This window comes from Bradyrhizobium sp. USDA 10063 (assembly GCF_054063735.1).
Genome location: NZ_JBSSGP010000002.1, coordinates 5818790 through 5844387 on the forward strand (window position 1 = coordinate 5818790; position 25598 = coordinate 5844387).

At 64.3% G+C, this 25598-nt stretch carries 25 protein-coding genes; 14 read left to right on the forward strand and 11 right to left on the reverse strand.

Annotated features, from left to right (window positions below; translation table 11 throughout):
- Window positions 1–9: 9 nt before the first annotated feature.
- Entirely contained in the window at window positions 10–330 is a 321-nt protein-coding gene (locus ACVJGD_RS29660) for a DUF167 domain-containing protein (protein ID WP_456637547.1), read from the forward strand.
- A gap of 1 nt (window position 331) precedes the next feature.
- Window positions 332–1216, forward strand: a complete 885-nt coding sequence (locus tag ACVJGD_RS29665) for a bifunctional methylenetetrahydrofolate dehydrogenase/methenyltetrahydrofolate cyclohydrolase (RefSeq protein ID WP_456637548.1) — start codon at window positions 332–334, stop codon at window positions 1214–1216.
- Window positions 1217–1373: 157 nt separating this feature from the next.
- Here the strand turns inward: ACVJGD_RS29665 and ACVJGD_RS29670 are convergent, their stop codons facing one another.
- The 3 genes from ACVJGD_RS29670 to ACVJGD_RS29680 form a co-directional block, all read right to left on the reverse strand.
- Window positions 1374–2858 (reverse strand): M20 family peptidase, encoded by a 1485-nt coding sequence (locus ACVJGD_RS29670; protein WP_456637549.1) that lies wholly within the window; start codon window positions 2856–2858, stop codon window positions 1374–1376.
- 63 nt (window positions 2859–2921) lie between these two features.
- Window positions 2922–3449 carry an inorganic diphosphatase gene (ppa, locus tag ACVJGD_RS29675; RefSeq protein ID WP_456637550.1) on the reverse strand — a complete coding sequence of 176 codons (528 nt, stop codon included), beginning with the start codon at window positions 3447–3449 and terminating at the stop codon, window positions 2922–2924.
- A gap of 168 nt (window positions 3450–3617) precedes the next feature.
- Window positions 3618–4127: an N-acetyltransferase family protein gene (locus tag ACVJGD_RS29680; RefSeq protein ID WP_456637551.1), complete on the reverse strand. Its 510-nt coding sequence runs from the start codon at window positions 4125–4127 to the stop codon at window positions 3618–3620.
- A 289-nt stretch (window positions 4128–4416) separates the two neighbouring features.
- On the opposite strand from ACVJGD_RS29680, the gene ACVJGD_RS29685 reads away from it, so the two are divergent.
- The 3 genes from ACVJGD_RS29685 to ACVJGD_RS29695 all read left to right on the forward strand — a co-directional run bounded on the left by ACVJGD_RS29685 (window position 4417) and on the right by ACVJGD_RS29695 (window position 6240).
- Window positions 4417–5301 (forward strand): alpha/beta hydrolase family protein, encoded by an 885-nt coding sequence (locus ACVJGD_RS29685; RefSeq protein WP_456637552.1) that lies wholly within the window; start codon window positions 4417–4419, stop codon window positions 5299–5301.
- Entirely contained in the window at window positions 5298–5765 is a 468-nt protein-coding gene (locus tag ACVJGD_RS29690; protein WP_456637553.1) for a DUF2269 family protein, read from the forward strand. Before ACVJGD_RS29685 ends, ACVJGD_RS29690 begins: the two co-directional genes overlap by 4 nt.
- A gap of 67 nt (window positions 5766–5832) precedes the next feature.
- Window positions 5833–6240, forward strand: a complete 408-nt coding sequence (locus tag ACVJGD_RS29695) for a thiol-disulfide oxidoreductase DCC family protein (RefSeq protein WP_456637554.1) — start codon at window positions 5833–5835, stop codon at window positions 6238–6240.
- 99 nt (window positions 6241–6339) lie between these two features.
- Here the strand turns inward: ACVJGD_RS29695 and ACVJGD_RS29700 are convergent, their stop codons facing one another.
- The 3 genes from ACVJGD_RS29700 to ACVJGD_RS29710 all read right to left on the reverse strand — a co-directional run bounded on the left by ACVJGD_RS29700 (window position 6340) and on the right by ACVJGD_RS29710 (window position 10765).
- Window positions 6340–7587 carry a flavin monoamine oxidase family protein gene (locus tag ACVJGD_RS29700; RefSeq protein ID WP_456637555.1) on the reverse strand — a complete coding sequence of 416 codons (1248 nt, stop codon included), beginning with the start codon at window positions 7585–7587 and terminating at the stop codon, window positions 6340–6342.
- Window positions 7588–7753: 166 nt separating this feature from the next.
- Window positions 7754–9580 (reverse strand): translational GTPase TypA, encoded by a 1827-nt coding sequence (gene typA, locus ACVJGD_RS29705; RefSeq protein ID WP_456637556.1) that lies wholly within the window; start codon window positions 9578–9580, stop codon window positions 7754–7756.
- Window positions 9581–10003: 423 nt separating this feature from the next.
- On the reverse strand, window positions 10004–10765 hold the full coding sequence (locus tag ACVJGD_RS29710; protein ID WP_456637557.1) for a Crp/Fnr family transcriptional regulator: 762 nt from the start codon (window positions 10763–10765) through the stop codon (window positions 10004–10006).
- A 203-nt stretch (window positions 10766–10968) separates the two neighbouring features.
- Between ACVJGD_RS29710 and ACVJGD_RS29715 the strand changes: the two genes are divergently transcribed.
- Window positions 10969–11337, forward strand: a complete 369-nt coding sequence (locus ACVJGD_RS29715; protein WP_456637558.1) for a response regulator — start codon at window positions 10969–10971, stop codon at window positions 11335–11337.
- A gap of 152 nt (window positions 11338–11489) precedes the next feature.
- On the opposite strand, the gene ACVJGD_RS29720 is transcribed toward ACVJGD_RS29715, so the two are convergent.
- Both ACVJGD_RS29720 and ACVJGD_RS29725 read right to left on the reverse strand, forming a co-directional pair.
- A complete protein-coding gene (locus tag ACVJGD_RS29720) occupies window positions 11490–13037 on the reverse strand; it encodes an alkaline phosphatase D family protein (RefSeq protein ID WP_456637559.1) in 1548 nt (515 codons plus the stop codon).
- 526 nt (window positions 13038–13563) lie between these two features.
- Window positions 13564–15012 (reverse strand): TAXI family TRAP transporter solute-binding subunit, encoded by a 1449-nt coding sequence (locus ACVJGD_RS29725; RefSeq protein WP_456637560.1) that lies wholly within the window; start codon window positions 15010–15012, stop codon window positions 13564–13566.
- Window positions 15013–15185: 173 nt separating this feature from the next.
- On the opposite strand from ACVJGD_RS29725, the gene ACVJGD_RS29730 reads away from it, so the two are divergent.
- Window positions 15186–15485: a 4a-hydroxytetrahydrobiopterin dehydratase gene (locus ACVJGD_RS29730; protein WP_456637561.1), complete on the forward strand. Its 300-nt coding sequence runs from the start codon at window positions 15186–15188 to the stop codon at window positions 15483–15485.
- 99 nt (window positions 15486–15584) lie between these two features.
- Complete coding sequence (locus ACVJGD_RS29735; protein WP_456637562.1) at window positions 15585–15974, forward strand: YkvA family protein; 390 nt, start codon at window positions 15585–15587, stop codon at window positions 15972–15974.
- Here the strand turns inward: ACVJGD_RS29735 and ACVJGD_RS29740 are convergent.
- From ACVJGD_RS29740 to ACVJGD_RS29750, 3 genes are all read right to left on the reverse strand, one after another.
- Window positions 15971–17146 (reverse strand): TAXI family TRAP transporter solute-binding subunit, encoded by a 1176-nt coding sequence (locus ACVJGD_RS29740; RefSeq protein WP_456637563.1) that lies wholly within the window; start codon window positions 17144–17146, stop codon window positions 15971–15973. The two genes, ACVJGD_RS29735 and ACVJGD_RS29740, sit on opposite strands and share 4 nt — an antisense overlap.
- A gap of 18 nt (window positions 17147–17164) precedes the next feature.
- Entirely contained in the window at window positions 17165–18040 is an 876-nt protein-coding gene (locus ACVJGD_RS29745; protein WP_456637564.1) for a hypothetical protein, read from the reverse strand.
- Between the two features lie 347 nt (window positions 18041–18387).
- On the reverse strand, window positions 18388–19362 hold the full coding sequence (locus ACVJGD_RS29750) for an NADPH:quinone oxidoreductase family protein (RefSeq protein ID WP_456637565.1): 975 nt from the start codon (window positions 19360–19362) through the stop codon (window positions 18388–18390).
- 89 nt (window positions 19363–19451) lie between these two features.
- Here ACVJGD_RS29750 and ACVJGD_RS29755 point away from each other — a divergent pair, with 89 nt between their 5' ends.
- The 6 genes from ACVJGD_RS29755 (at window position 19452) to argG (ending at window position 25518) form a co-directional block, all read left to right on the forward strand.
- Complete coding sequence (locus ACVJGD_RS29755) at window positions 19452–20291, forward strand: SDR family oxidoreductase (RefSeq protein WP_456637566.1); 840 nt, start codon at window positions 19452–19454, stop codon at window positions 20289–20291.
- A gap of 164 nt (window positions 20292–20455) precedes the next feature.
- A complete protein-coding gene (locus tag ACVJGD_RS29760; protein ID WP_456640416.1) occupies window positions 20456–21037 on the forward strand; it encodes an invasion associated locus B family protein in 582 nt (193 codons plus the stop codon).
- Between the two features lie 219 nt (window positions 21038–21256).
- Window positions 21257–22471 (forward strand): 23S rRNA (adenine(2503)-C(2))-methyltransferase RlmN, encoded by a 1215-nt coding sequence (rlmN, locus tag ACVJGD_RS29765; RefSeq protein WP_456637567.1) that lies wholly within the window; start codon window positions 21257–21259, stop codon window positions 22469–22471.
- Between the two features lie 121 nt (window positions 22472–22592).
- Window positions 22593–23084, forward strand: a complete 492-nt coding sequence (locus ACVJGD_RS29770) for a hypothetical protein (RefSeq protein ID WP_456637568.1) — start codon at window positions 22593–22595, stop codon at window positions 23082–23084.
- Window positions 23085–23298: 214 nt separating this feature from the next.
- Window positions 23299–24075 (forward strand): phosphatase PAP2 family protein, encoded by a 777-nt coding sequence (locus ACVJGD_RS29775; protein WP_456637569.1) that lies wholly within the window; start codon window positions 23299–23301, stop codon window positions 24073–24075.
- 105 nt (window positions 24076–24180) lie between these two features.
- Window positions 24181–25518 (forward strand): argininosuccinate synthase, encoded by a 1338-nt coding sequence (gene argG, locus ACVJGD_RS29780; RefSeq protein WP_456637570.1) that lies wholly within the window; start codon window positions 24181–24183, stop codon window positions 25516–25518.
- Window positions 25519–25598: the final 80 nt, after the last annotated feature.

Below are 25598 nucleotides of genomic sequence, written 5' to 3' on the forward strand. Positions count from 1 at the left end.
GACCGAACGGTGACCGAACCCTGGCGCACTTCCGCCGATGGCATCAGCGTTGCACTGCGCGTGACGCCCCGCGGCGGCCGCGACGACATCGACGGTATCGAGACGCTATCCGACGGCCGCAGCGTGCTGAAGGTCCGGGTCCGGGCCATCGCCGACGGCGGCGAGGCCAATCGGGCGGTAATGGGCCTGCTCGCCAAGGCGCTGGGCGTGCCCAAGAGGCGGGTGAAGATCCTCTCGGGCGCCACGTCGCGGCTGAAGCAGGTGGCGATCGAGGGCGATCCACGACAACTCGGCGAGACCTTGCGGCAGTTGACCAGAGCGAAGGATTGAGATGACGGCTCATATCATCGACGGAAAAGTCATTGCAGCCGACCTCCGCGCACGCGTTGCGGAGGAGGTTGCCCGCGTCAAGCGCGAGCGCGGACTTGTGCCGGGGCTGGCCGTGGTCCTGGTCGGCAATGATCCCGCGAGCGAAGTCTATGTCCGCAGCAAGCACACCCAGACGCAGGCCGCCGGCATGGCCTCGTTCGAGCACAAGCTGCCGGCCGACGTCGCAGAGGCCGATCTCTTGGCGCTGATCGGCAAGCTCAACCGCGACCCGGCGGTGCACGGCATCCTGGTGCAGCTGCCGCTGCCGAAATCCATTCACACCGAAACCATCATCAATGCCATTGATCCGGCCAAGGATGTCGACGGCCTGCATCCGAACAATGCCGGGCGGCTCGCCGGCGGCTTCACCGCGCTGTCGCCCTGCACGCCGCTCGGCTGCATCATCCTGACCAAGAGCGTCCATGCCTCGCTCGAAGGCATGAACGCGCTGGTGATCGGCCGCTCCAATCTGGTCGGCCGTCCGCTGGTGCAGTTGCTGTTGAACGAGAACGCGACGGTGACGATCGCGCATTCGCGCTCGCGCGACCTGCCGAAGCTCGCCCGAGGTGCCGACCTGCTCTATGCGGCGGTCGGCAGGCCCGAGATGGTGCGCGGCGACTGGATCAAGCCGGGCGCGACCGTGATCGATGTCGGCATCAACCGCATTCCGGTGCCCGGCGGCAAGCCGCGGCTGGTTGGCGACGTCGCCTATCAGGAGGCGCTCAACGTCGCCGGTGCGATCACGCCGGTGCCGGGCGGCGTCGGGCAGATGACGGTGGCGTGCCTGCTGGTGAACACGCTCCGCGCCGCCTGCGCGATCGCAAGGTTGCCGGCGCCGGGGGTTTAGGAACTCTCTGTCATTCCGGGGCGATGCCACCGGGTCCGCGCGAAGCGCGGCCCGATGACAGGCTCCGCATCGAGCCCGGAATCCATTTCACCCCTAGCGCTTGTGGCCCGATGGATTCCGGGCTCGCGCTGACGCGCGCCCCGGAATGACGGGTGCGTCATGACCCCGCGCTGTTCTCGATGAATCGCCGATAGAACCGGATCATGTCGGCATAGCCATCGATGCTGAGGCGTTCATTGGTGCCGTGGAAGCGCTTCAGGTCCTCGCTGTTGGCCCGCACCGGGGAGAAGCGGAAGATGTTGTCGGTGATCTCTGCATAATGCCGCGAATCGGTCGCGGCGATCATCAGGCCGGGCGCGACGATGACGTCGGGGTAGATCTCGCGAATGGTACGGTTGAGCGTCTGGTAGGACGCGCTGACTGTGCCGGTCACCGGTGGCGGATCGGTATTGCCGGGAAACGGTTTGATCGCGATGCGATCGTTGGCGACGGTGGAGCGGACGTGCTCGGTCACGCTCGCCTGGGTGTCGCCGGGAAGCAGGCGGAAGTTGACGGTGGCATCGGCATGGCCGGGCAGCACATTATCCTTGTCGCCGGCATTGAAGATGGTGAGCGCGGTAGTGGTGCGTACCATCGCTTCCGTCGGCCCGCTCTTCTCGAACTCGCGCAAGAGCAGCGGCTTGAACAGCCAGAGGTTCGACAGCACCACGCGGTTGAAGCCGCTCATCTCTGGGGCCAGCGTGTCGAACATCTCTGACACCGTGGCACGGATCTGCATCGGCAGGCGGTGATCCTCGAGCCTTGCGAGCGCCGCGCTCATCATGCCGATCGCGGTCTCGCGCGGCGGCATCGAGGAGTGGCCGGGCGTCGCCTGTGCCGAGAGCACCAGCGTGGCATAGCCTTTTTCTGCGACGCCGATCAGGGCAGCCGGCTTGGCAAGCCCTTTCATGATGCCGTCGGTGATCAACAGCCCCTCGTCGAGCACGAAGTCGAGCTTGATCCCGCGCGAGGCGAGCGTCGCGGCGATGACCTTGGCGCCGCGCGGGCCCGCGACCTCCTCATCGTGGCCGAAGGCGAAATAGATCGTCCGCTTCGGGTGGAAACCCGCTTTCGCCAGCGCGTCGGCGGCCTCCAGCATCGAATAGAGGTTGCCCTTGTCGTCCCAGGAGCCGCGGCCCCAGATGAAGCCGTCGGCGATCACGCCGTCATAGGGCGGCTGCTGCCAGTCCTTGTCGGTGCCGGGCGCGACCGGAACCACGTCCTGATGCGCGAGCAGGGCGATCGGCCGCGCCCGCGGATCGCTGCCTTCCCAGGTATAGAGCAGGCTCAGGCCGCCGATGATCTCGCGCTTGGCTGCGGCATGAAACGCCGGGAAGCTCTTCTCGATATGCGCCTGCATGCCGCGCAGCGCCTGGGCATGCTGCTCGGGCTTTTCAAAGCTCGAAATCGTCTTGAACCGGATCGCCTCGGCAAGCCGGGTGGCGGCGGCTTCGGCGTCAACGGCTGCGCGCGGGATGGCCTCGACCTGGAGCTGCCGCGAGCCGCGGCTGAAGACATTGAAGGCGACCGCGCCGGCAAGGACGACAGCCGCTGCAAGCAGGAGCAGCAGGGCCTTGCCGATGATCTTGATGAGCCGGCGCAATCGTCCCCCCTCGACACGCCGACGCCCCGGAAGCGCTGCGTCGCGCGTTCGGGGCGCGGCTATTTATTTCTTCGCGCGCGCGATCGCCTCGGTGATCAGCTTGCGCGCTTCATCGGCATCGCCCCAGCGCAGCACCTTCACCCATTTGTTTTTCTCGAGATCCTTGTAGTGCTCGAAGAAGTGCTGGATCTGGTCCAGCGTGATCTGGGGAAGGTCGCTGTAGTTCTTCACCTTGTCGTAGCGCTGGGTGAGCTTCGACGAGGGCACCGCGAGGATCTTCTCATCACCGCCGGCTTCATCCTCCATCAGCAGCACCCCGACCGGCCGCACGCTCATCACCGCGCCCGGCACGATGGCGCGGGTATTGACGATCAGCACGTCGCAGGGGTCGCCGTCGTCTGAAAGCGTATGCGGGATGAAGCCGTAATTGCCGGGATAGCGCATCGGCGTATAGAGGAAGCGGTCGACCACCAGCGTGCCGGCTTCCTTGTCCATTTCATACTTGATCGGCTCACCGCCGACCGGCACTTCGATGATGACGTTGACGTCATGCGGCGGATTCACTCCGATCGATACCGCATCAATACGCATAGAGAACTCCGTGATTGCCAGGGCAGGCGCGCCGGGCAGGAATAGTGATTGCTGCTGTCATACGCGGGCTGGGCCCGCCCATCCATCGAACTTTCGAGGAAAAATGATGGATTTTTGGGCTATTGGTTGACGCGCGCGCATAGCGCCGGCCCGAGGCCGCCCCCGACCTCAGTTGGTCCAGGCAAAAGCGACCTTGTCGAGCGATTTCGGCCCGAACCGCTCCGAAGAGCGCGCCACCATGCGGCCGCCAAGCGCGCGATAGAATTCCGTGGCCGGGTCGTTATCGGACAGCGCCCAGACCACCATGCTCTTCAGCCCGCTCTGCACGAGGTCGCGGCGGGCGGCATTGAACAGGCGGCGGCCGAAGCCGAGGCCCTGGAATTCCGGCCGCAGATAGAGCTCGTAGATCTCGCCTTCGAAGTGCAGGCTGCGGGCGCGGTTACGACCGTAATTGGCATAGCCCGCGATCTTGTCGCCGAACACCAGCACGCTGACGCGGCTGCCCTTGCGGATCGCACTGTCCCACCAGCAAGGACCGCGCCGGTTGATCAGCTTTTCCAGTTCGGCGCCGGGGATGATGCCCTGATAGGCCGAACGCCAGGCTTCGTCGTGCGTAGCCGCCACCGCGGCTGCATCCGCAACTTTGGCCGGCCGGACCTCTATCAGGGTTGTGCTCATGATCCAATCAAAGCAAGTCGGCGCGCCGCCTTCAAGCTCTATCGTTAATTATCGGTTAACCTGTGGACTTTTTGCATCAGTTTTTGAACGACTTGTATCGAAAGAGGACAATGCGATGCTTCGATCGGCCAGTTCGTGATGCTGGAGGCGGGCTGGCGTCACGCCGACGACATATGGTCAGCAAGCGTGTCGTGAAAAACTGCGCCGAGTGTTGATTCGCGCGATAGTCTTTCGGCGAATCCTGTTTGCCCAGCATGGTCGCGTCAGGCCGAGGATGCATTCACCTAAAGTGATTTTCGCGCTGCTTGTTGCCGCGGCGGTCGGCTCTGGGCCCGCGCTGGCGCAACCCATCTTGGGGCCGCGGGGCGAGGAGGGCGAGCCGGACCGGCGGCAGCAATGGCTGGTGCCGTCGCCCGATCCCGCGCGGCCGGCTCGCGCCTTGCTGTTTCGCCCGCCGGGCGCAGGGCCATTTCCGCTTGCCGTGATCGCGCACGCCACGACGCAGAATGTGCTGCGCCGGGCGCAGATGCCACAGCCCGAATACCGCGCGCTGGCGGCTTTTCTGGTCGCACGCGGCCTTGCCGTGCTGTTGCCGGAGCGGCTGGGCCACGGCGCGACAGGCGGAACATACCTGGAGGATCAGGGCGGCTGCGACGAGGCGGATTATTCACGCTCGGCTCGTGCCACCGCCGGGCAGATCGGGCTTGCGCTCGATTATCTGCACGACCAGCCGTTCATCCGGAAGGATCACGCCGTCGTCATCGGTCATTCCGCCGGCGGCTGGGGTGCGCTGGCGCTCGCCGCCGAGAAGCCGGAGGGCATTTCGGCGATCATCGCCTTTGCGCCCGGGCGCGGCGGCCGCGCCAATGACTTTCCGAATCAGGTCTGCGCGCCGCATACGCTCATGGCTTCCGCGGCAAAGTTCGGCCGAAGCGCGAAGGTGCCGGTGACTTGGCTCGTCGCCGCCAATGACAGCTATTTTCCGCCCGAGCTGTCGCGCCGGCTTGCCGATGCCTTTCGCAAAGCCGGCGGGCGGGCGGATTTTCATATCCTGCCGGCCTCTGGCGGAGAGGGTCATTGGCTGCCCGAAAGCGAGAATGGCGTTAAGCTTGCGGCGGCAGAACTCGATCGCGCGCTGAAAGCGCCGCGCGCCGCTGCGGCCAAAAAGCCATGACGCTCTATTTCTTTGTCAAGTATCTGCATGTGCTCGGCGCCATCGTCATCCTCGGCACCGGCACGGGCATCGCCTTCTTCATGCTGATGGCGCATCGCAGCGGCGACGCCGATTTCATCGCGCGCACGGCCGCGACCGTGGTGATCGCCGATGCGGTGTTCACGCTGACGGCGGTATTGCTGCAGCCGGCGACTGGCGGGCTGTTGATGCTGATGTCGTCGACCTCGCTTGCCGAAGGCTGGCTGCTCGCCTCGCTCGCGCTCTATGCCGTCGCGGGAGCCTTCTGGGTGCCCGTGATCTTCATGCAGATCGAGATGCGCGATCTCGCGAGGCTGGCCGCGGAGAAGGGCGAAAGGCTGCCGCCGCGCTATTTCGCGCTGTTCCGCGGCTGGTTTCTGTTCGGCATCCCCGGCTTCGGCTCGGTGATGCTGATTCTCTGGCTGATGATCGCAAAACCATCTTAGGGACCCTGGTGAAGACGGGAGCCGCGATCGTGCTGATGCTGGCGGTCTTGCTGATACTGGATAACCGATGACACCCTGGCCCGACGACGACGTGATCCTCTATGACGGCGTCTGCATCTTCTGCTCGCGCTGGGTGCGCTTTGTCATCGCGCGCGACGCGGACCGCCGCTTCCACTTCACGCCGATCCAATCGGACTATGGCACGCGGCTGGCCCATGCGTTCGGCATCGATCCCAATGACCCCGACACCAACGCCGTCGTGCACGGCGGCGTCGCGTATTTCAAATCCGACGCCGCGCTGACGGTGCTGAGCCGGTTACCCGGCTGGCGCTGGACGCGAGCGCTGTTCGCGGTGCCAAAGCCGCTGCGCGACGCCGTCTACAATCTCGTCGCCCGCAACCGCTATCGCATCTTCGGGAAGTACGAGACTTGCTTTGTGCCGGATGCGGATATGCGTTCGCGGGTGATGGAATGATGTTTCCCACCGTCATTGCGAGCGCAAGCGAAGCAATCCACGCCTCCGCAAGTGGTGAAATGGATTGCTTCGCTCCGCTCGCAATGACGAGTGAGCCCGCTATCGCTTCGCCAGCGATGCCAACACTTCCTCCGCCGCGCGCTCGCCTGAGTCGCGTGCGCCATGCGCGGTGGAGAAGAAGTTCGGCGAGGTCGCTTCGCCTGCGAAGAACAGCCGACCATCGACCGGCGCGGCGAGCACGGCGCGTTTGCCCGCACGTCCCGGGAGTGCGTGCGAATAGGCGCCGCGGGCGAACGGATCGTTCGCCCAGCGGGATTCTGTCAGCGGCTTCAGCTTGCGGCGGATGTCGTTGCCGAGGAAGCCCGCGATCTCGTCGATGCTGTGCGCGGCAAAGGCGCCGTCGCCGGCATCTTCCAGTTCTCTTGCAAACCGGCCGCCAAAAAAGCCTTCGATGCAGGGCTGGCCGAACGGGCGGATGTGATAGGTGCCCATTTCGGTGCGCATGGTGGCGCCGCGCAAATTGCCTTCCTTCGGAAAAGCTTCCGCATCGGCAAGCGCGAGCGTCACCTTGTCGTCGACGCCGAGCGGCAGTCCCCGCGCGGCGTCGACCTTTGCCGGCAGCGCCGGCGAGAAGCGGATCGCTTCATCCGCGATCAAATTGGTCGGCACTGTCACGATCACGCGATCGGCCGCAAGCGTGCCCAGCGACGTTTCGAGGCGCAGGCGTTTTCCGGAATGGTCGATCAGCGTGACATTGCAGTTGAGCGTGACGGGACATGAGGCACCGTACGCCGCGATCAGCGCGCCATAGCCGCGCCGCACGCGCCAATTGATGTTGGTGTCCTCGTAAGCCTCCATGTCCTGGATCGAGACCTGATCGAGCTCGCAGCCGTTCACATAGGTGGAGATCGCATCGATCATCGGGTTCCAGCGGTTGCCCGGCTCGAGATAGCGGTTGGCAGGCGCGTCCTCGCCGGTTTGCGCGGCTTCCCAGGCGCGCTCATAGAACTCGTCGAGCGAACGGATGAAATCATCGCGATCGGCTTGCGGGAACGCCTTGCCATAGGCGCGCTCGCGCCAGGGCGGCAAGGTCTTATCGATCTCGAAATTCAGTTGTCCCGCGATGGCAATGAAACTGTTCTTGTCCGCCGAATGCAGCCAGCCGCAGCCGACGTCGAACACCACATCGGGCGCGGCCTGGACCGTGTGCGCTCTTCCACCGAGGCGGTCGCGCGCTTCGAGCACGATCACCGACAGGCCGGACACCTTGAGCGCATTGGCAGCGCCAAGGCCGGCTGCGCCTGCGCCGATGATGGCGACGTCGACTGAGGAGGGGAGGGAACTCATGGCACGGCTCTAGCACGTTCCTGTGCATGCCTGAAGCCGCCCCGAGCATAGCCGTCATCACCCGCGTATGCGGGTGATCCAGTATTCCAGAGACATCAATGCTTAAGCCCAAAGGCCGCCGCGTACTGGATGCCCCGCATGCGCGGGGCATGACGAAAAGGTGAACTTAGGCCACCGCTTCCTTGGCCTTTTCGGCGCGCTTGCGGTCGTTCGGATCGAGGTGCTTCTTGCGCAGGCGGATCGACTTCGGCGTCACCTCGACCAGCTCGTCGTCCTCGATATAGGCCAGCGCCTTTTCCAGGGTCATGCGGATCGGCGGGGTCAGGCGCACCGCTTCATCTTTGGAGGTGGTGCGGATGTTGGTGAGCTGCTTGCCCTTCAGCACATTGATCTCGAGATCGTTGTCGCGGGTGTGCTCGCCGACGATCATGCCCTTGTAGACCTTCCAGCCCGGCTCGATCATCATCGGGCCGCGGTCTTCCAGCTTGAACATGGCGTAGGCGACGGCCTCGCCCTGGTCGTTTGAGATCAAGACGCCGTTACGACGGCCCTGGATCTCGCCCTTGTAGGGCGCATAGCCGTGGAACAGGCGGTTCATGATCGCAGTGCCGCGGGTATCGGTCAGCAGTTCGCCCTGATAGCCGATCAGGCCGCGGGTCGGCGCGTAGAACACGAGTCGCAAGCGGTTGCCGCCGGACGGGCGCATCTCGATCATCTCGGCCTTGCGCTCGCTCATCTTTTGCACGACGACGCCGGAATGCTCCTCGTCGACGTCGATCACGACCTCTTCGATCGGCTCAAGCGCTTGGCCGGTCGCCTCGTCCTTCTTGAACACGACGCGGGGACGCGACACTGAAAGCTCGAAGCCCTCGCGGCGCATGGTCTCGATCAGGATCGCGAGCTGCAGTTCGCCGCGGCCGGAGACTTCCATGGAATCCTTGTCGGATGCTTCGGTGACGCGGAGCGCCACATTGCCCTCCGCCTCGCGCAACAGGCGGTCGCGGATCATGCGGCTCGTCACCTTGTCGCCCTCGGTGCCGGCGAGCGGCGAGTTGTTGACGATGAAGGACATCGATACCGTCGGCGGATCGATCGGCTGCGCCGGCAGCGGCGTCTCGACGGTGGGATCGCAGAAGGTGTCGGCGACGGTGCCCTTGGTCAGGCCGGCAATGGCGACGATGTCGCCGGCTTCGGCCTCATCGAGCGGCGTGCGCTCAAGCCCGCGGAACGCCAGGATCTTTGTCACGCGCCCCTGCTCCACCAGCTTGCCTTCCGCGTTCAACACCTTCACCTGTTGGTTCGGCTTGAGGATGCCGGAAGAGATGCGTCCGGTGATGATGCGGCCGAGATAGGGGTTGGCCTCGAGGATGGTGCCGATCATGCGGAACGGGCCTTCCTCGACCTTGGGCGCCGCGACATGGCGCACGATCAGGTCGAACAGCGGCTGCATGCCCTGATCCTTCGGACCTTCCGGGCTCTCCGCCATCCAGCCCTGCTTGGCCGAGCCGTACAGGATCGGGAAATCGAGCTGCTCCTCGCTGGCATCGAGCGCCGCGAACAGATCGAACACCTCGTTGATCACTTCGGTGGGCCGCGCGTCGGGACGATCGACCTTGTTGATGACGACGATCGGCTTCAAGCCGACCTTGAGCGCCTTGGAAACCACGAACTTGGTCTGCGGCAGCGGGCCTTCGGCGGCGTCCACCAGCACCAGCGCGCCGTCAACCATGTTGAGGATGCGCTCGACCTCGCCACCGAAATCGGCGTGGCCGGGGGTGTCGACGATGTTGATGCGGATGTCTTTCCACTGCACCGAGGCGGCCTTGGCCAGGATGGTGATGCCGCGTTCGCGCTCGAGGTCGTTGGAGTCCATGGCGCGTTCGGCGACCTTCTGGTTCTCGCGGAACGTGCCGGATTGCTGCAGCAGGCGGTCCACCAGGGTGGTCTTGCCGTGGTCGACGTGGGCGATGATGGCGACGTTACGAAGATTCATGGCTCTGCTTTTCGGTCATGCACGGGTCTTGAGCGATCTCGCCGGAAAGCCGGGATCGATCCTTGGCAAATACGGCCCCTCCGGGTCCGGATCACACTCAAGCCTTTGAAATCTCGCGGGGCGCGGTTCGCCTCAAAAAGCAAGCCCGGCCGAAGGGGACCGGGCAAAGCTTGCGCGTTTGCGGCGCAATATAGTCAGAAACGGCCAAAAAACAATGCGTTGTTTGCCGGGTGCCGGCCGTTTTTGGGGCTTAGCAAGGCTCCCCTTCACCTCTCCCGCGTGCGGGGGAGGTCGGCGCGCAAGCGCCGGGTGGGGGCTCTCTCCGCGTACAAGAACAGTGCGATTCGCGGAGATACCCCCACCCCAGCCCTCCCCCGCAAGCGGGAGAGGGAGTGCAGTCTCCACCGCAGGTGCAGGTCAGGCCTATCCGGGCTCTTTTTCTTCGCTCGGATAGACCCCGCGGAGCACCTCCTCAAAGTGATCCTTGACGGCCTCGTTGCACAGGCAGGAGCGGAGGCGCAGGCCATCCAGGTTGCGGACCAGAATCGCGCCGCGGCGCGTCTCCAGGATGCTCTCGGCCTTGAAGGACTGGATCACGCGGCTGGCATAGCTGCGGCCCACCCCAAGCAGAGTGGCGAGCTGCTCATGCGTGAGCGGCACGGCGCAGTCGCCATTGGTACGCTCCATGGCCGAGATGATCCATTTGGCGGTGCGCTGCTCGATCGAGTGGATGGCATTGCAGGCGGTCGACTGGAAGATTTGCGCCAGCATGCAGTCGGCATAGCGCGCGAAGACGTTGCGGATCGAAGGCGATTTCAGCTTGGCCGCTTCCAGCCTGCCGACCGGCATCCGCACGAACGGTCCGCCGAATTTGACGACGATGCGGGTATAGGCGGGAAGAAATCCCTGGCTGACGATGCCGCCGACAGCGCCTTCGCGGCCGACCAGGATGGTCTCGACGTCGCGACCGTCCTCGTTGGTCACGAGGTAGGAGACGAGGCCCGGCCCGCACGGAAAATATACGGTCTCGACATCGTCGCCGGGGCTGTAAAGCAGGGCGTTGGCATCGGCCTCGGCGCGCGTGAGGTGCGGCGAGATCAGCCCATAATCGGCGTCGCTCAGACGGCGCAACAGGTTGTTGAAGGGCCGGTCGGCGCTGGCCGGTTGGCCGCGTTGTTGAAGCATCGGGTCTCCCCCTCTCCAACCGCGACGATAGTCAACCCGTTCCCGATTTTATGTTCACAAGTGAACAGACGCCGGAACCACAGTGTGATGCTTTCGACGTGGGAACCGCCGGTGCGCTTCACGTGAGGCGCCGGCAGCGTGCCGACTGCCGGCTCATGGCCGGCCCATCAGATCAATGCTTCAAGACAGGATATGGCGCGCACATGGAACCCGCCTTCAACGGCATGCCCTCCGACGTGTTGATCGTCGAGGATGACCCGATCATCGCCCTCGATTTCGAGGACACGATCCTCGGCCTCGGGGTGACGACGGTGCGGACAGCGACCAGCGTGGCGAAAGCGCTTCAGATCATCGCCCACCGCCAACCCGACTTCGCGCTGCTGGATGTCGTGCTGGCGCGCGAGAACACCTTTGCGCTCGCGGAAAAACTGGACTCGCTGCAAATCCCCTATGTCTTCGTCACCGGCTACGGCGCCGACGTGCAGCTTCCCGCCGCGCTGGCCGGCAAGCCGCGCCTGGTCAAGCCGTGCTCAAGCGAAGCGCTGGAAGCAGCGCTAAGAAAGCGGGTTTAAATGGCAGACCCTCATGGTGAGGAGCGCCGCTTGGCGCGTCTCCGGACGATGCTTCGCATCGCCGGGAGAACCATGAGGCCCGCGGCCCATCCCTCGAGACGCCGCTTCGCGGCTCCTCGGGATGAGGAGAGGCCGGCGGCCAGCGCTGCTGTTTACACCGGCTTCGGGTCGAGCATGGTCGACCACAGCGCGACGTCGGCGCGGTCGCGCAAGGTCACCGTCATCTGCCCGGTCGCGCCGTCGATCTTGACGTGGCCGAAGAACTGCATGCCTGCGGATGGCGGCAGGTTCTGCTTGTCGGCGCCGGGCGCCTTGATGAACTTCACCTCGGGTCCGAACGTGTTGTCGAGCTCGTTGGGGCCGAAAGTGCCGGCATGCAGCGGGCCGGAGACGAATTCCCAGAACGGGTCGAATTCCTGGAATTGGGCCTTGTTCGGATTGTAGTAATGCGCAGCGGCGTAATGCACGTCGGCCGTCAGCCACACGGTGTTGACGATGCCCGCGGTCTTGATGAAGCGCAGGATCTCGGCGATCTCGAGCTCGCGGCCGCGCGGCGGGCCGTCTCCTTGCGCGAACGCTTCGGAGCCCTTGCTGTTGGCCGCATCGTCATAGACGATGAGGCTGAGCGGCATGTCGGAGGCGATCACCTTCCAGGTCGCGCGCGAATTGAGCAGCGCGCGCTTCAGCCAGGCGAGCTGGTCCGGGCCGAGGAAATAGGCTTCTGGGCCGTAGCTGGTCTGCTGGTTGGCGCCGTTGGGGCCGCGATAGCTGCGCTCATCCAGCATGAACACGTCCAGATGGGGTCCGTAGCTGAGCGTGCGGTAGACGCGGCCCGGCTCATTGAGGCTTTCGCGCATCGGATACATCTCATGGAAGGCGCGCGCGGCACGGGCTGCGAGCACGTTGACGTCGCGCTCCTTGTAGGCGGCGGGAAGCTGTTTCGACAGCGACCAGTTGTTGGTGACCTCGTGGTCGTCCCACTGCACGAAGATCGGCACCTCCGCATTGAAGCCGCGCACATGCTCGTCGAGCATGTTGTACTTGTGCGCGGCGCGGTATTCGTCGAGCGTCTCGGCGACCTTGGCCTTTTCGGGAATGGTGACATTCTTCCACAGCTTGCCGTCGGCGAGCTTCACTTCGGACGGAATGACGCCATCGGCATAGATGGTGTCGCCGGAATGCAGCAGGAAATCCGGCTTGTATTTGCGCATGGTGGCGAAGGTGAACATGCCGCCATCGTCAGGATTGATGCCCCAGCCCTGGCCGGCGACGTCGCCGCCCCAGACAAAGCTGACATCGCGCCGGTCGGCGGGCGCGGTGCGGAAGCGGCCGACCACGGGCTCGCCGATGACGTTGACATGGGCGAGGTCGCGGAAGCGGACGCGATAGAAGATGTCCTGGCCGGAGGGCAGGTTTTCCAACAGCATCTTGGCGGTGAAATCGCTTTCGGGCAGCGCCGCAATCGGCGGCAGCGCGCGCGCGTCCTTGAAGGATTCGGCGGTGGCGACCTCGACCATCATCTGCGACGGCCGGTCGGCGCGCGCCCAGACCACGCCGCCGTCCAGGCCGACATCGCCGGACTGCACGCCATGGGTGACCGCCGGCCGGTCGGCGGCGCGGGAAAGATAGGGCATCGCGACGATGCCGGCGCCGGCCGCGGCTGAAGAGAGGAATTTTCGGCGGGAAATCCTGAACGTCATTTGCGAGCCTCCGTCGGTCCGGCGCCAGATGCGCCGAAATGTCGCAACAGACCTAGAAGGATTCTATGACGAAGCGATTACGCCGGCGATCATTGCAATCACAATCCCATCCGACGAATTGGATCATGCTTTCGATGTGATCTGGACGAATTGCATCCGCGGTGCACACTGCGCCCCCTCTCCCGCTTGCGGGCAGGGCTATCGCATATGAAATAGAACTTGGTGGGCGGTCCCTTCGCGGCCCATCCTCGAGACGCACGCTTGGGCGTGCTCCTCAGGATGAGGTCTGATTTCGCGGCGGGATCTTAGACCCTCATGGTGAGGAGCGCCGCTTGCGGCGCGTCTCGAACCATGAGGCCCGCCTCGTTCACAGCCACCAAACAGCCATATGCGATAGCCCTGCGCTTGCGGGGGAGGGTTGGGGTGGGGGTGTCTCCGCATTGGGATTCCCCAGGAGGAGAGAGAGCCCTCGCCCGCTGCGCCGGGGGCGCAGCGACCTCTCCCGCAAGCGGGAGAGGTGAAGTACTCAGGCTGTACCCGCCGCGCGGAATTGCGCGCTGGCGCGCTGCAGGTTTTGCGGCATGCTGATCAACAGCAGCTTGCGGTCGGTGACCGCGTTGTGGAATTGCTCGATCGCGATGTTGAAGGCGGTCAGCGTGCCATCCTCGATCGTGCCGTGCTCGTAGCATGCGAGCGCATCGCGCAGGATGTTGTCGGCTTCCGCCTGCATCTGGTCGAGCTCGTCCATCGAATCGCAATGGCGCGCGGCGGCGATCATGTCGAGCAGCCGGTCGCGTTGCGATGTGTTGACGCTGCGTTCGTCCTTCTTCAGGTAGCCGGCAAACCAGGCGCCGGCCGAGCCCATCGCGGACGCCAGCATCAGCGCCCACCAGATGTAATCGCTATAGCGGTCGAGGAAGGTCTTCTCGTCGCCATCGACGAAAGCCGCGGCGCCCGGATGCACGGGAATCGTGGCGTCCTTGTCGGTGTCCGGCGTCTCGATCCTGGCAGCCGGCGGGAAATCGTTCTTCAGCGACTGCCGGATCGAGAAAAGCTGCCGGGTGAAGAGGGCGATGGTGGATTCGGAAATGCCCCTGCGCGCCACGATATGGTGCGAGAAGCTGATGGTCTTGACCTCGTCCTCCGGCCGGTCGGCGGCACCGAGCGAGCCGGCGGGGATTTGTGAGGCCTCGTAGGCGGGATGGTTCTGCGCGATCGCTTCCGCCGCGTCGATGGCGAGGAAGGTCGGCGTGCCGCCGTCGCGGGTCGAGGCCGCGATCGCGTCGGTCGTGATCTTGCTGTTGACGGGGCCGGCGGCGAGATAGGCGTCCGCTTTCTGGCTCTTGATCGCCTCGGCCGTCTCGTTGGCGGGGAATTGGATGATCTCCACTTTGGCGGGGTCGACGCCATATTGCTGCAGGATCACCTTCAAGAGGTTGACGTTGGCAGGCGTGCGGCCGACGACGCCGACGCGGTGGCCGGCAAGCTGCGCGATCTTGGTGATTTTCGGCGCGGCCTTCTTGCCCCTCGCTCTGCCCTGCGGCGGCACCCAGATCGCCACGACATTCTTGCGTAGCGTCGCCACCGCTTGAGCATTCTTAGGGACGTCCAGATCACCGCGGATAATGGCAAGGTCGGCCTTGCCGTCGCCGAGCGCCTCGGCGCTGGCGACCGCGCCGTCGGTCTGCATCAGACGCAGCCGGATTTGGCCGTTGCCCTGGTTGAAGGCCTGGGTCAGCGCCTGGACGACCTTGAGGTCGTCGCTGTTGGCAGGGCCGACCGCGATCCTGAGATTCACCGGCCGCATCGCGAAGTAATAGCCGGCGGCCAGTGCGCCGATGATGGCAAGCACGCCGGCGATCATCACCAAGCTCAGCCGTCGTCGCGCCGAACGCGGCGGAGGCGAAGCTGGAGCGGCGACGAAGTCGGGCCCGGTCATCGATCGCGCAAACAACCCTTTGAGGTTCCGGTTCATCCTGCCGACGCGTTTAGCGTTCGCATTGTAACAAAATTTCGGCGGTGGCGAGGTTACAATCCCGTCATGGTTAGCAGCGGCGATAGGACGCGCTTTCAGATCCGAATTTCCGCCCGGATCCGGTTCGTGGGCGCCCGTGTTAGGGTAGGGGCGAGTGAGATGGGAGATTTGCCATGGCAGAGCGGTTGTCGGCAGACGCGCGGAAATCGGCGCTGAAGGAACTGTCCGGCTGGTCCGAGGTACCCGGACGCGAGGCGATCGCCAAGACCTTCACGTTCAGGGATTTCAACGAGGCCTTCGGCTTCATGACCCGTGTCGCGCTGGTCGCGGAGAAGCGCGACCATCACCCGGAATGGAAGAACGTCTACAAGACGGTCGAGGTGGTGCTTGCGACCCATGACGCCGGCGGCGTCACGACGCGCGACATCGAACTGGCCAAGGCGATGGAGAAGATCGCCAGGCAGGCTGGCTGAGAGACCCTTCGATCTTGCGGGCCGGGATTTGGGTCCCCAATTCCTGGTCGAGGGATCGCGGAGCCGCGCGGCGGCCGCGATCTGAGGGAGCTTCTTCCGATGGCATCATCCGAACACACTGTCGGTTTCGAGCCGGCCGATCGGCTGGCGCAGGACCGCGAAAGCGTGCGACGGCGTTTCTGGATCAAGCTGAAGCGGGTGATGGCGAAACTGCCTTTCGCCGAGGACCTGCTGGCGGCCTATTATTGCGCGTTCGACAAGGAGACGCCGCGCCATGTGCAGGCGTCGCTGCTTGGCGCCATCGCCTATTTCATCCTGCCGTTCGACTTTATGCCGGACGTGATGCCGATTCTCGGCTTCACCGATGATGCCGCGATTCTCGCGACTGCGATCCGCATGGTCGCAAGCCACATCACGCCGGAGCACCGCGAAGCCGCCCGCGCCGCGCTGAAGCGCGGCGCCGAGACGGCCGAGGAGGCGAAGAGCTAGCGCTTTTCGCCCGTGCGCACCTGCGCGCGGGCGTTGTTCTCTGCTTCCCATGCCTGGAACTGCTTGAACAGCGCTTCCTTGTCGGCGTCCGTCTGCAGCTTGGCTGCGGCCGGCGATTGCTTCAGGAACTCATCGAAGCGACTGCGCGTCACGGCTTCGACGCTGTGCTTCTCGAGCCATAGCTTGGCCGCCGGCAGCCGATTCCAGTCGGGTAGTGGCGCGGCCAGCGAGACCTCCTTCCATTTCGGATGAAACGGCGGCTTCTGGAAGGTCGGAAATTTCGTGAAGAACGCGTCCACGAACAGCGCCAGCTTGCGTGAGCGTTCCGTGTTCGGCGCCCAGTTATAGGCCGCGAGCACGGCGGGAACGGCGATGGTGTCGACGCGCTCCTGATCCGCAATCAGGTTCGGATAATCCTTCGAGGTCAGTGTCGCCGGCAGATAGTCGGTCTGCAGCGGCTTGGCATAGTCGACGGTGACGATGTGGAAGCGGCCGTCATTGTTGAAGGTGCTGACCGATTTGTAGGGCTTGCCCCCGGTCACGATCACGGCGTCGATTTCACCGGCCTTCAATTTCTCCATCGCGATGCGCTGCTCGATATAGACGAACTTCGCCTTCATGCCGAGCCGCTCGAACACCGTGAGTGCCGTTACGAAGGTGCCGCCGTTGGGCAGGTCGACGCTGATGATCCTGCCTTCGAGATCCTTCAGGCTCTTGATCGTCTTCGGCGCGACGACATGCATCTCTTCGTTGTAGAGCTTGGTCACATAGCTGAACTGCTTCTTGATGTCCTTCGCAAAGCCCTTCCTTTCGAGATAGTCGAGCGTGTCGGCGCGGACGATGCCGAGATCGACGCCTTGCAGGAACAGGATGTCGGCGACGCTCTGCACCGAACCGCGCCCGACGATCGGGAGTACGCGCAACTTGTTGCCGTCGTCGAGCACGGAAGCGAGGTCGGCGCCGAACTGGACGTAGGTGCCGCCGATCGTGCCCGAGATCAGCGTCACCGTATTGGCGTTCAGGCTCTGCTTGGTGGCGACCGAGCCGAACTGGAAAATGGCCCTGAGGCTGTCGCTGACCTTGGCCGGGTCATATTCGGTTTCCTCGGCCCGCGCTGCCGGGCCGCAGATTATCGTCAGGGCGAATAACGCCACTCCAAACAAGCGTCGCATGTGTTTCCTCGAACTGGTTCAGTCTTGCATTTGCGTGAGACGCTGCTGGGCGTGCTGCGAGCCAAGCTCGGCCGCCCGGCGGTACCAGATCCGCGCCTGAGCCGGATCGGGCGTGATCGCGCGCGCATCCTTCGTTCCCAACACCAGGGGATCGTAGGTCCGCGCCAGCAGCAGCGCCGCATCGGCCTCCTGCGCATCGGCGGCGCGCTCAAGCAGCAGCCGTGCGGCGGCGATATCGCCGATCGCAAGCAGGCCGTTGGCCCGCTTCATCAGGGCGCTGAGCTCGTCGGGACTGACCCGTCTTGCCTGCGGGACCGGCGCCGGCGGCGCAGCAGGCGGTGCCGCTTGTGCGGCCGACGGTGCGGGTGGAGCGGCAGTTGGCGCTGGTGGAGCGGCAGATGGCGGTGTTACCGGCCGGACTGCAACCTGGCCGACCTTGATCGCCTCCTGATAGGCGGCCGCGATTTGCTCGCGCGACGGAAGTTCCGCCTTGCTCGGCGGCGGCGTGGGCTCGCTGACGGGTTGCGGGAGGCCCGCCATCACCGTTCGGGCCTGCACCTGCGAGGTGCCGAGCAGCCACGTCTTGGCGGTCACCATGATGTCGCGTGTGACATCAAGGGAAACCACCATGACAGCCACCGCCGCAGCGGCAGCGATCAGAAGACCGCTCGTGAGCAACGAGCGGCCGAGGGAATGTTCAAGTGAACTTCGTCGGTACTTCGCACCGCTGTCCTCCTCGAGAGGATATGAAAGGAACAGCGGGGCGGGTTCGTCTCTGTCGATATCGGTCTCTGCTCGATACGACCGCTGGTAGCGATACTCCGCCAGTTCAGGGTCGTCGAAATCTTCGTCATGCGCCTCACTCGGCGTGACGCGTGCTGAAACATCCACCATCTTGACGCTTCCCGTTACACAATACGCAACGATTGGGCATCTCTGGTTGTCTGTTGTCTTTTTGTGCCCCAGTGCCCGTTACCGGGAACTTACGCACTGCGATTGAGCCTAAAAAACGGCCCCGATCAGCGCGAATTGGGATTTATTTTGGTTCGATTAGGGCAAAAATGCCCAATTCACTGGATTAAAATTGGACATTTTGGGAATAAGTTCCGCGTCCGGAACTGACTCGCTCAATTGATTCACATAGGTAAGCGAATCCGAGTCACTTAGGTAAATGCCGCGTCGCTCCGTAAGCGAAGCGTGGCACCTGCACGGCGCCACAACTCACGCGTGTGTTGCCTTTTTCACGGATGCAGGATCACCTTGCCCATCGCCTTGCGGCCGGCGAGCACCTTCAGCGCTTCCGCCGTTTGCGACAGCGGGAAGGTACGGTCGACATGCGAGGAGATCTTTCCTTCGGCGGTCCACTGCACGAGCTTCTGGAGGTTCTTGCGGTTCTTGTCGGGGTTGAGCCGCGTCCATGCGCCCCAGAACACGCCGCGGATGTCGCAGCCTTTGAGCAGCGCGAGGTTGAGCGGCATCTTCGGAATGTCGCCGGCGGCAAAGCCGATCACCAGGAAGCGGCCTTCCCACGCGATGGCGCGCAGCGCGGCCTCGGCATAAGTCCCGCCGACGGGATCAAAGATGATGTCGACACCCTTGCCACCGGTCAGCGCCTTCAGGCCTTCTTTCAGATCTTCCTTGGCGTAGTTGAGCGTCAGCTCGGCGCCATGCTGCTTGGCGAATTCAAGCTTCTCGTCCGACGAAGCGCAGGCGATCACCTTCAGGCCCATCAGCTTGCCGAGCTCGCAGGCCGCGAGCCCCGTGCCGCCGGCGGCGCCCAGCACGGCCAGCGTCTCGCCCGGTTTCGGGCTCGCGCGATCTTCCAGCGCGTGCAGCGCGGTGCCGTAGATGATGATGATCCCGGCGGCGCGATCGAAATCGAGATTGTCGGGAATCTTCACGATCGAATTCGCCGGCAGCGCGATCTTCTCGCGCGCGCCATTGTGGCCGCAGGAGGCAACCACGCGATCGCCGACCTTGAGATCGGTCACCCCTGCACCGACGCTCTCGATCACACCGGCGACTTCCGCTGCCGGCGAGAACGGGAACGGCGGCTTGATCTGGTACTTGCCCTGGATCATCAGGATGTCGAAGAAGTTCAAAGCCGCGGCCTTGATCGCGATCACTGCTTCGCCCGGTCCGGCCACGGGATCGGGCACATCCGCGAGCACGAGATCGTCGGGTTGGCAGTATTCCCTGCAGAGAATGGCTTTCATGGACACACCTGATTTTCGGACGCAGAAAGGTTGCTCGCTTCATGCCGGATTTGAAGCCGGGCGACAATACAATGCGGAGGGATCAAACAATGTTTGAAAAGAGCCTGCTGGCCCACAAGCGCATCCTCGTCACCGGCGGTGGTTCCGGGCTCGGCGCGGCGATGGGGCGACGCTTCGCCGAGCTCGGCGCCGACCTGATCATCTGTGGCCGCAGGACGGAATTACTGCAGCAGACGGCAGCGAGCTTGCGCAACGATCTCGGCGCCAGGGTCACGGCGATCACATGCGACATCCGCGACGGCACGGCGGTGGATGCGATGATGGACACGATCTGGCGCGAGGCGCCGATCGATGTGCTCGTCAACAACGCGGCGGCGACCTTCATCGCGCAGACCGAGCATCTCTCATTCCGCGCCGCGGACGCGATCCTGGCGCCGACGCTGCACGGCACGATGTATTGCACGCTGGCCGCCGGCAAGCGCTGGATCGAGGGCGGGCACAAGGGCGTCATCCTCTCGATCCTCTCGACCTCGACGATCACCGGGCGCGCCTTCACCGTGCCGTCGGCGATGGCGAAGTCGGCGGTGCTGGCGATGACCAAGAGCCTCGCGGTGGAATGGGGTCCGAAGGGCATCCGCACCGTCGCGATCGCGCCGGGCGCATTCCCGACGCCGGGCGCGACCGGCCAGCTCCGCCCCGAAGGACGCAAGGAGAGCTGGGCCCACCGCAACCCGCTGGGCCGTCCGGGCGAACACGGCGAGCTCGCCAACCTCGCGAGTTTCCTGATCTCCGACCAGGCCGGCTATATCAATGGCGAGATGGTGGTGCAGGACGGCGGCGCGCATTTGCGCAGTTCCGGGGCCGAGGACCTCCTGCAATGGAGCGACGCGCAGTGGGAACAGCAGCGCGCCTCCCGCGCCAAAGGTTGATGCGGCGGAACCGCGCGCCGTTCCTCTAACTACCTTCCCAAAAAGGCCTTTTCCGGCTATTGCATCGCGCCGGGACCGACGCGGGTTGGGCCATCTTCCAGTCACAATGATAGGGGAACCAGTTGTCCGTGCGGCAAATACTGACATCGCTGGTTGCAAGCGCCCTGCTTTGCGGGTCGACCTCTTTCGCCTTGGCGCAGGGGCAGGGTGGTTCCCCCAAGACGACCACGAAGGGCGCGGCGAAGCCTGCGGCCCCGGCCAAGCCGGAGGCCGCCGCTGCGGCTGCCGCCGGTGGCGCGGAGCCGACGTTGATCGGCCAGTACGGTACCTGGGGCGCCTACACGGCGACCCCGAACGGCAAGAAGGTCTGCTTTGCGCTGGCGAAGCCGTCGTCGTCGAAGACCAATCCGCCGAATCGCCCGCGCGATCCGGCCTACGCCTTTGTCTCGACCCGTCCTGCGGAAAAGGTCGTCAACGAAGTCTCGATCATGATCGGCTACACGCTGAAGCCGGGCTCGGAATCGACGCTCGAGGTCGGCGGCGGGTCGTATGCGATGTACACCCAGGGCGACGGGCTCTGGATCAAGAACGCCGCGGAAGAAGAGCGCATGGTCGACGCCATGCGCAAGGCCGCAGACCTGACCGTGAAAGGCGTCTCGGCCAAGGGCACCGAGACCACGGACACGTTTTCGCTGAAAGGCCTGTCGCAGGCACTCGACCGGCTGGCGCAGGACTGCAGGCGCTAGAGCGTCATGGCGCTTGGTTGAACGGCCGGTCCGCGAACTCATTCCACCTCTCCCGCTTGCGGGGGAGGTCGGCGCGAAGCGCCGGGTGGGGGCTCTCTCCACACGAAGAGTCTCGCGCGGAGACACCCCCCATCCCAGCCCTCCCCCGCAAGCGGGAGAGGGCGCGCACCGGCATTTCACGCCTTTCCAGCGCCTGCTGGAAAGCCTATTTGATGTTCCATGACCGATACCCGCACCAGCCAGAGCGATCGCGCAAGCACCGCGCTCGTGGAGAAAGTTCCGCTCGAGACCTATGTGCCGCCGGCCAAGCCGTCGCTGATCGGGCTGTCGCGCGCGGAGATCGCCGAGCGGCTTGGCGAGATCGGCGTCCCGGCCTCGCAACGCAAGATGCGCACCCAGCAGCTCTGGCATTGGATCTATTTCCGCGGCGCCGAGAGCTTTGCCGAGATGACCAATGTCTCGAAGGAGATGCGCAGCGAGCTGGAGAAGCATTTTACCGTCGACCGGCCCGAAGTGGTCGCCGAGCAGATCTCCAACGACGGTACCCGTAAGTGGCTGTTGCGGCTGCCGAGCGGCAACGCGCTGGAGAAGCCGCATGAAGTCGAATGCGTCTATATCCCCGAGACCGACCGCGGCACGCTCTGCGTCTCCTCGCAGGTCGGCTGTACGCTGAATTGCGCCTTCTGCCACACCGGCACGCAGCGCCTGGTGCGCAATCTTACCGCCGGCGAGATCGTCGGCCAGGTGATGGTGGCGCGCGATCGCTTGAATGATTGGGCCGACCGCGAGAACGGCAGCCGCCTCGTCACCAACGTCGTGATGATGGGCATGGGCGAGCCGCTCTACAATTTCGACGCGGTGCGCGATGCGCTGTTGATCGTCGCCGACAATGAAGGCATCGGCATTTCACGCCGCCGCATCACGCTGTCGACCTCGGGCGTGGTGCCGAACATCATCCGCACCGGCGAGGAGATCGGCGTCATGCTCGCGATCTCGCTGCATGCCGTGCGCGACGAGTTGCGCAATGAGTTGGTGCCGCTCAACCGCAAATATCCGATTGAGCAGTTGCTGCAGGCCTGCCGCGATTATCCCGGCGCGTCCAATGCGCGGCGCATCACCTTCGAATATGTGATGCTGAAGGGCGTCAACGATTCGCTCGACGACGCCAAGCTGCTCGTGAAGCTGCTCAAGGGCATTCCGGCCAAGATCAACCTGATCCCGTTCAATCCGTGGCCGGGTACGCGTTACGAATGTTCCGACTGGGAGCAGATCGAGAAATTCTCCGAATACATCTTCAATGCGGGCTATTCCTCGCCGGTGCGCACCCCGCGCGGCCGCGACATCCTTGCCGCCTGCGGCCAGTTGAAATCGGAGACGGAAAAACTCTCCGCCCGCGAGCGCCAGGCGCTGCGCGCGATGGCGATGACGGATTGAGTGGATGGCGCGGCGTACGATCTACCCGTCATTGCGAGCGAAAGCGAAGCAATCCATTCCTCCGCTTGCCGAGGCATGGATTGCTTCGTCGCTTCGCTCCTCGCAATGACGGTGCACTAGCATGGCGCTGATCGGCCGCGTCTTCCTGATCCTGTTCGCCTTCCTTGCCGCCTGCCTGGTGGCGGGAATGATCATCGTCGTGGCGGTGCTTTATCCCGAGCTCAGCGATATTGGCACGGGACAGATCGATCAGAACGCGATCAACATCGTGCTCGGCTTCGGCTTCATCTTCATTTCCGGATTCGCGCTGCTGCCGGCGCTGATCGTGGTGCTGATCACGGAAGCCTTCAATGTCCGGAGCGCGCTGACCTATGCGATCGGCGGCGCGATCGTCGGGGCCGCCTGCTATCTCGGCCTGGTGCCGTTCGACCCGGATACGTTCCAGTTCCAGGGCATCGTGCATCGGCATCTCGAGATCATGACCGGCGCCGGCATCGTCGCGGGTCTCGTGTACTGGCTGATCGCCGGCCGCAGCGCCGGCGCCTGGCGCGAGCCGCCGCGCAAATTGCCGCCGCCCCCGCCATTGCCGTCACAGTCCCGGCCGGAGCCGTGAGATCAGTCCCGTCATTCCAATGATGGGCTCAGACGATCCGTTGTCGTCCCCCGCGAAGGCGGGGACCCATAATCACAGGGAGTGGTTGCTTGGCGCAAGCGTCGAGCAGATCGCACAATCGATAGATTCCGCGGTATGGGTCCCGGGCTCAAGGCCGGGACGACGGTTGAATTTCGGGTTTCCACATCTCGCCGCCTCGGCTAAACCGCGCGCCATGAACCGGACCGGACTTTTCATCGCGCTGGGGCTTGCGGCCGTGATCGGGCTGTTGTTCGGGATCTTTCCCGAGCTCGACCTGAAGCTCGCCGCGCTGTTCTACGACGCCGCGCAAAAAACCTTTCCGCTGAAGCTGAACGCCGTCGCATCGTTTGCGCGCGATGCAGCGATGTGGATCGCATGGGGCTTCGCGCTGCCCGCGATCGGGGCCTTCATCGTCAAGCTGATCCGGCCCGACCGGCCGATGCTGATCTCCGGTCGCGCCGCGACGTTCCTCCTGGTGACGATGCTGCTCTCCGCGGGCATCCTCACCAACCTCACCTTCAAGACCTATTGGGGCCGGCCGCGGCCGGTGGTGGTGACCGAGTTCGCCGGCGACAAGGGCTTCGTCCCGTGGTGGGATCCACGCGGCACCTGCGTGCGCAACTGCTCGTTCTTCTCCGGCGAGGGCGCAACCGCGTTCTGGACCTACGCACCGGCGGCGCTGGCGCCGCCGCAATGGCGCGCCCTGGCATTCGGGGCGGCGACCGTGTTCGGCATCGCCACCAGCGCGCTGCGGATGGCCTTTGGCGGACACTTCTTCACCGATGTCGCCATTGCCGGCATCGTGACCTACCTGGTGATCTGGCTCGCCTATGCCTTGATCTACCGTTGGGCCGCGACCCGCCTGACGGATGCGCAGGTCGACGCGGCGCTAACGCGGCTGGCCTGGCCCGGCTACCAGCTGAGGCAGCGCTGGCGTGGTCGCGAAGTGGGTCCCGTGCCGTCGGCATGAGCGATTTCACAAAGGCGGGTCGCCATTAATCGCGTGCCCATCGGGGCGAAATTTGATATTCGCGCAACTTAACAGCAAACGACTTTACGACCGATTGGACGCGCCATGAGTACGATCTTGAAAAGCCTGCCCAAGGGGGAAAAAGTCGGGATCGCTTTCTCGGGCGGTCTCGACACCAGCGCAGCGCTGTTGTGGATGAAGCAGAAAGGCGCCCGCGTTTTTGCCTACACGGCCAATCTCGGCCAACCCGATGAGGCGGACTATAGCGAGATTCCGCGCAAGGCGATGGAGTTCGGCGCGGAGAAGGCCCGGCTCGTGGATTGCCGCACGCAACTGGTCCACGAAGGCATTGCCGCCATCCAATCGGGCGCTTTCCACATCTCGACCGGCGGCATCACATACTTCAACACAACGCCGCTTGGTCGCGCCGTGACCGGCACGATGCTGGTTTCGGCCATGAAGGAGGACGGCGTCAACATCTGGGGAGACGGCTCCACCTTCAAAGGCAACGATATCGAGCGGTTCTATCGCTACGGCCTGCTGACCAATCCGAACCTGAAGATCTACAAGCCCTGGCTCGACCAGCAGTTCATCGACGAGCTGGGCGGCCGCGCGGAAATGTCGGCGTTCATGGCCGCGCAAGGCTTCGCCTACAAGATGAGCGCCGAAAAGGCGTATTCGACCGACAGCAATCTCCTCGGCGCGACCCACGAGGCCAAGGATCTCGAGAGCCTGCAAAGCGGCATCAAGATCGTCAATCCGATCATGGGCGTGCCGTTCTGGCGCGACGACTGCATCGTCAAGCCAGAACAGGTCACCGTGCGTTTTGAGGAAGGCCAGCCCGTCGCGCTGAATGGCCAGACCTTCCCCGATCCCGTCGCGCTGTTCCTCGAGGCCAACGCCATCGGCGGCCGACATGGTCTTGGCATGAGCGACCAGATCGAGAACCGGATCATCGAGGCGAAGAGCCGCGGCATCTACGAGGCGCCCGGCATGGCGCTGCTGCACATCGCCTTTGAGCGCCTGGTCACCGGCATCCACAACGAAGATACCATCGAGCAATACCGGATCAACGGCCTGCGCCTTGGCCGGTTGCTCTATCAGGGGCGGTGGTTCGATTCCCAGGCCCTCATGCTGCGCGAAACCGCCCAGCGTTGGGTGGCGCGCGCAATCACCGGTGAGGTGACGCTCGAGCTGCGCCGTGGCAACGACTACTCGATCTTGAACACCGAGAGCCCGAACCTGACCTATCAGCCGGAGCGGCTGAGCATGGAGAAGGTGGAGGATGCGGCGTTCTCGCCGGCGGACCGCATCGGCCAGCTCACGATGCGCAACCTCGACATCGCCGATACCCGCACCAAGCTGGATCTCTACGCAGAGACAGGCTTGTTGTCGCTCGGCGAAGGCTCCGACATTCTCCGGCTCGACAGCGACAAGAGCTGAACGCGGGCAGCGCCCTCAACATCATGTAATGGAGGCGTCATTCGGCGCGGCTAGTCTTGTCACGGGCGCGTTCGTGGTCT

Excerpts from the sequence above, each read along its gene's own strand:
- ACVJGD_RS29720 (WP_456637559.1), bottom strand. The coding sequence starts at position 13,037 with ATGACGTTCAGGATTTCCCGCCGAAAATTCCTCTCTTCAGCCGCGGCC.
- ACVJGD_RS29680 (WP_456637551.1), bottom strand. The coding sequence starts at position 4,127 with ATGAGCACAACCCTGATAGAGGTCCGGCCGGCCAAAGTTGCGGATGCA.
- ACVJGD_RS29775 (WP_456637569.1), top strand. The coding sequence starts at position 23,299 with ATGAACCGGACCGGACTTTTCATCGCGCTGGGGCTTGCGGCCGTGATC.
- ACVJGD_RS29725 (WP_456637560.1), bottom strand. The coding sequence starts at position 15,012 with ATGAACCGGAACCTCAAAGGGTTGTTTGCGCGATCGATGACCGGGCCC.
- ACVJGD_RS29740 (WP_456637563.1), bottom strand. The coding sequence starts at position 17,146 with ATGCGACGCTTGTTTGGAGTGGCGTTATTCGCCCTGACGATAATCTGC.
- ppa (WP_456637550.1), bottom strand. The coding sequence starts at position 3,449 with ATGCGTATTGATGCGGTATCGATCGGAGTGAATCCGCCGCATGACGTC.
- ACVJGD_RS29690 (WP_456637553.1), top strand. The coding sequence starts at position 5,298 with ATGACGCTCTATTTCTTTGTCAAGTATCTGCATGTGCTCGGCGCCATC.
- ACVJGD_RS29770 (WP_456637568.1), top strand. The coding sequence starts at position 22,593 with ATGGCGCTGATCGGCCGCGTCTTCCTGATCCTGTTCGCCTTCCTTGCC.
- ACVJGD_RS29745 (WP_456637564.1), bottom strand. The coding sequence starts at position 18,040 with ATGGTGGATGTTTCAGCACGCGTCACGCCGAGTGAGGCGCATGACGAA.
- ACVJGD_RS29665 (WP_456637548.1), top strand. The coding sequence starts at position 332 with ATGACGGCTCATATCATCGACGGAAAAGTCATTGCAGCCGACCTCCGC.
- ACVJGD_RS29735 (WP_456637562.1), top strand. The coding sequence starts at position 15,585 with ATGGCATCATCCGAACACACTGTCGGTTTCGAGCCGGCCGATCGGCTG.
- ACVJGD_RS29750 (WP_456637565.1), bottom strand. The coding sequence starts at position 19,362 with ATGAAAGCCATTCTCTGCAGGGAATACTGCCAACCCGACGATCTCGTG.
- ACVJGD_RS29730 (WP_456637561.1), top strand. The coding sequence starts at position 15,186 with ATGGCAGAGCGGTTGTCGGCAGACGCGCGGAAATCGGCGCTGAAGGAA.
- ACVJGD_RS29710 (WP_456637557.1), bottom strand. The coding sequence starts at position 10,765 with ATGCTTCAACAACGCGGCCAACCGGCCAGCGCCGACCGGCCCTTCAAC.
- ACVJGD_RS29695 (WP_456637554.1), top strand. The coding sequence starts at position 5,833 with ATGACACCCTGGCCCGACGACGACGTGATCCTCTATGACGGCGTCTGC.
- ACVJGD_RS29755 (WP_456637566.1), top strand. The coding sequence starts at position 19,452 with ATGTTTGAAAAGAGCCTGCTGGCCCACAAGCGCATCCTCGTCACCGGC.
- argG (WP_456637570.1), top strand. The coding sequence starts at position 24,181 with ATGAGTACGATCTTGAAAAGCCTGCCCAAGGGGGAAAAAGTCGGGATC.
- rlmN (WP_456637567.1), top strand. The coding sequence starts at position 21,257 with ATGACCGATACCCGCACCAGCCAGAGCGATCGCGCAAGCACCGCGCTC.
- typA (WP_456637556.1), bottom strand. The coding sequence starts at position 9,580 with ATGAATCTTCGTAACGTCGCCATCATCGCCCACGTCGACCACGGCAAG.
- ACVJGD_RS29700 (WP_456637555.1), bottom strand. The coding sequence starts at position 7,587 with ATGAGTTCCCTCCCCTCCTCAGTCGACGTCGCCATCATCGGCGCAGGC.
- ACVJGD_RS29715 (WP_456637558.1), top strand. The coding sequence starts at position 10,969 with ATGGAACCCGCCTTCAACGGCATGCCCTCCGACGTGTTGATCGTCGAG.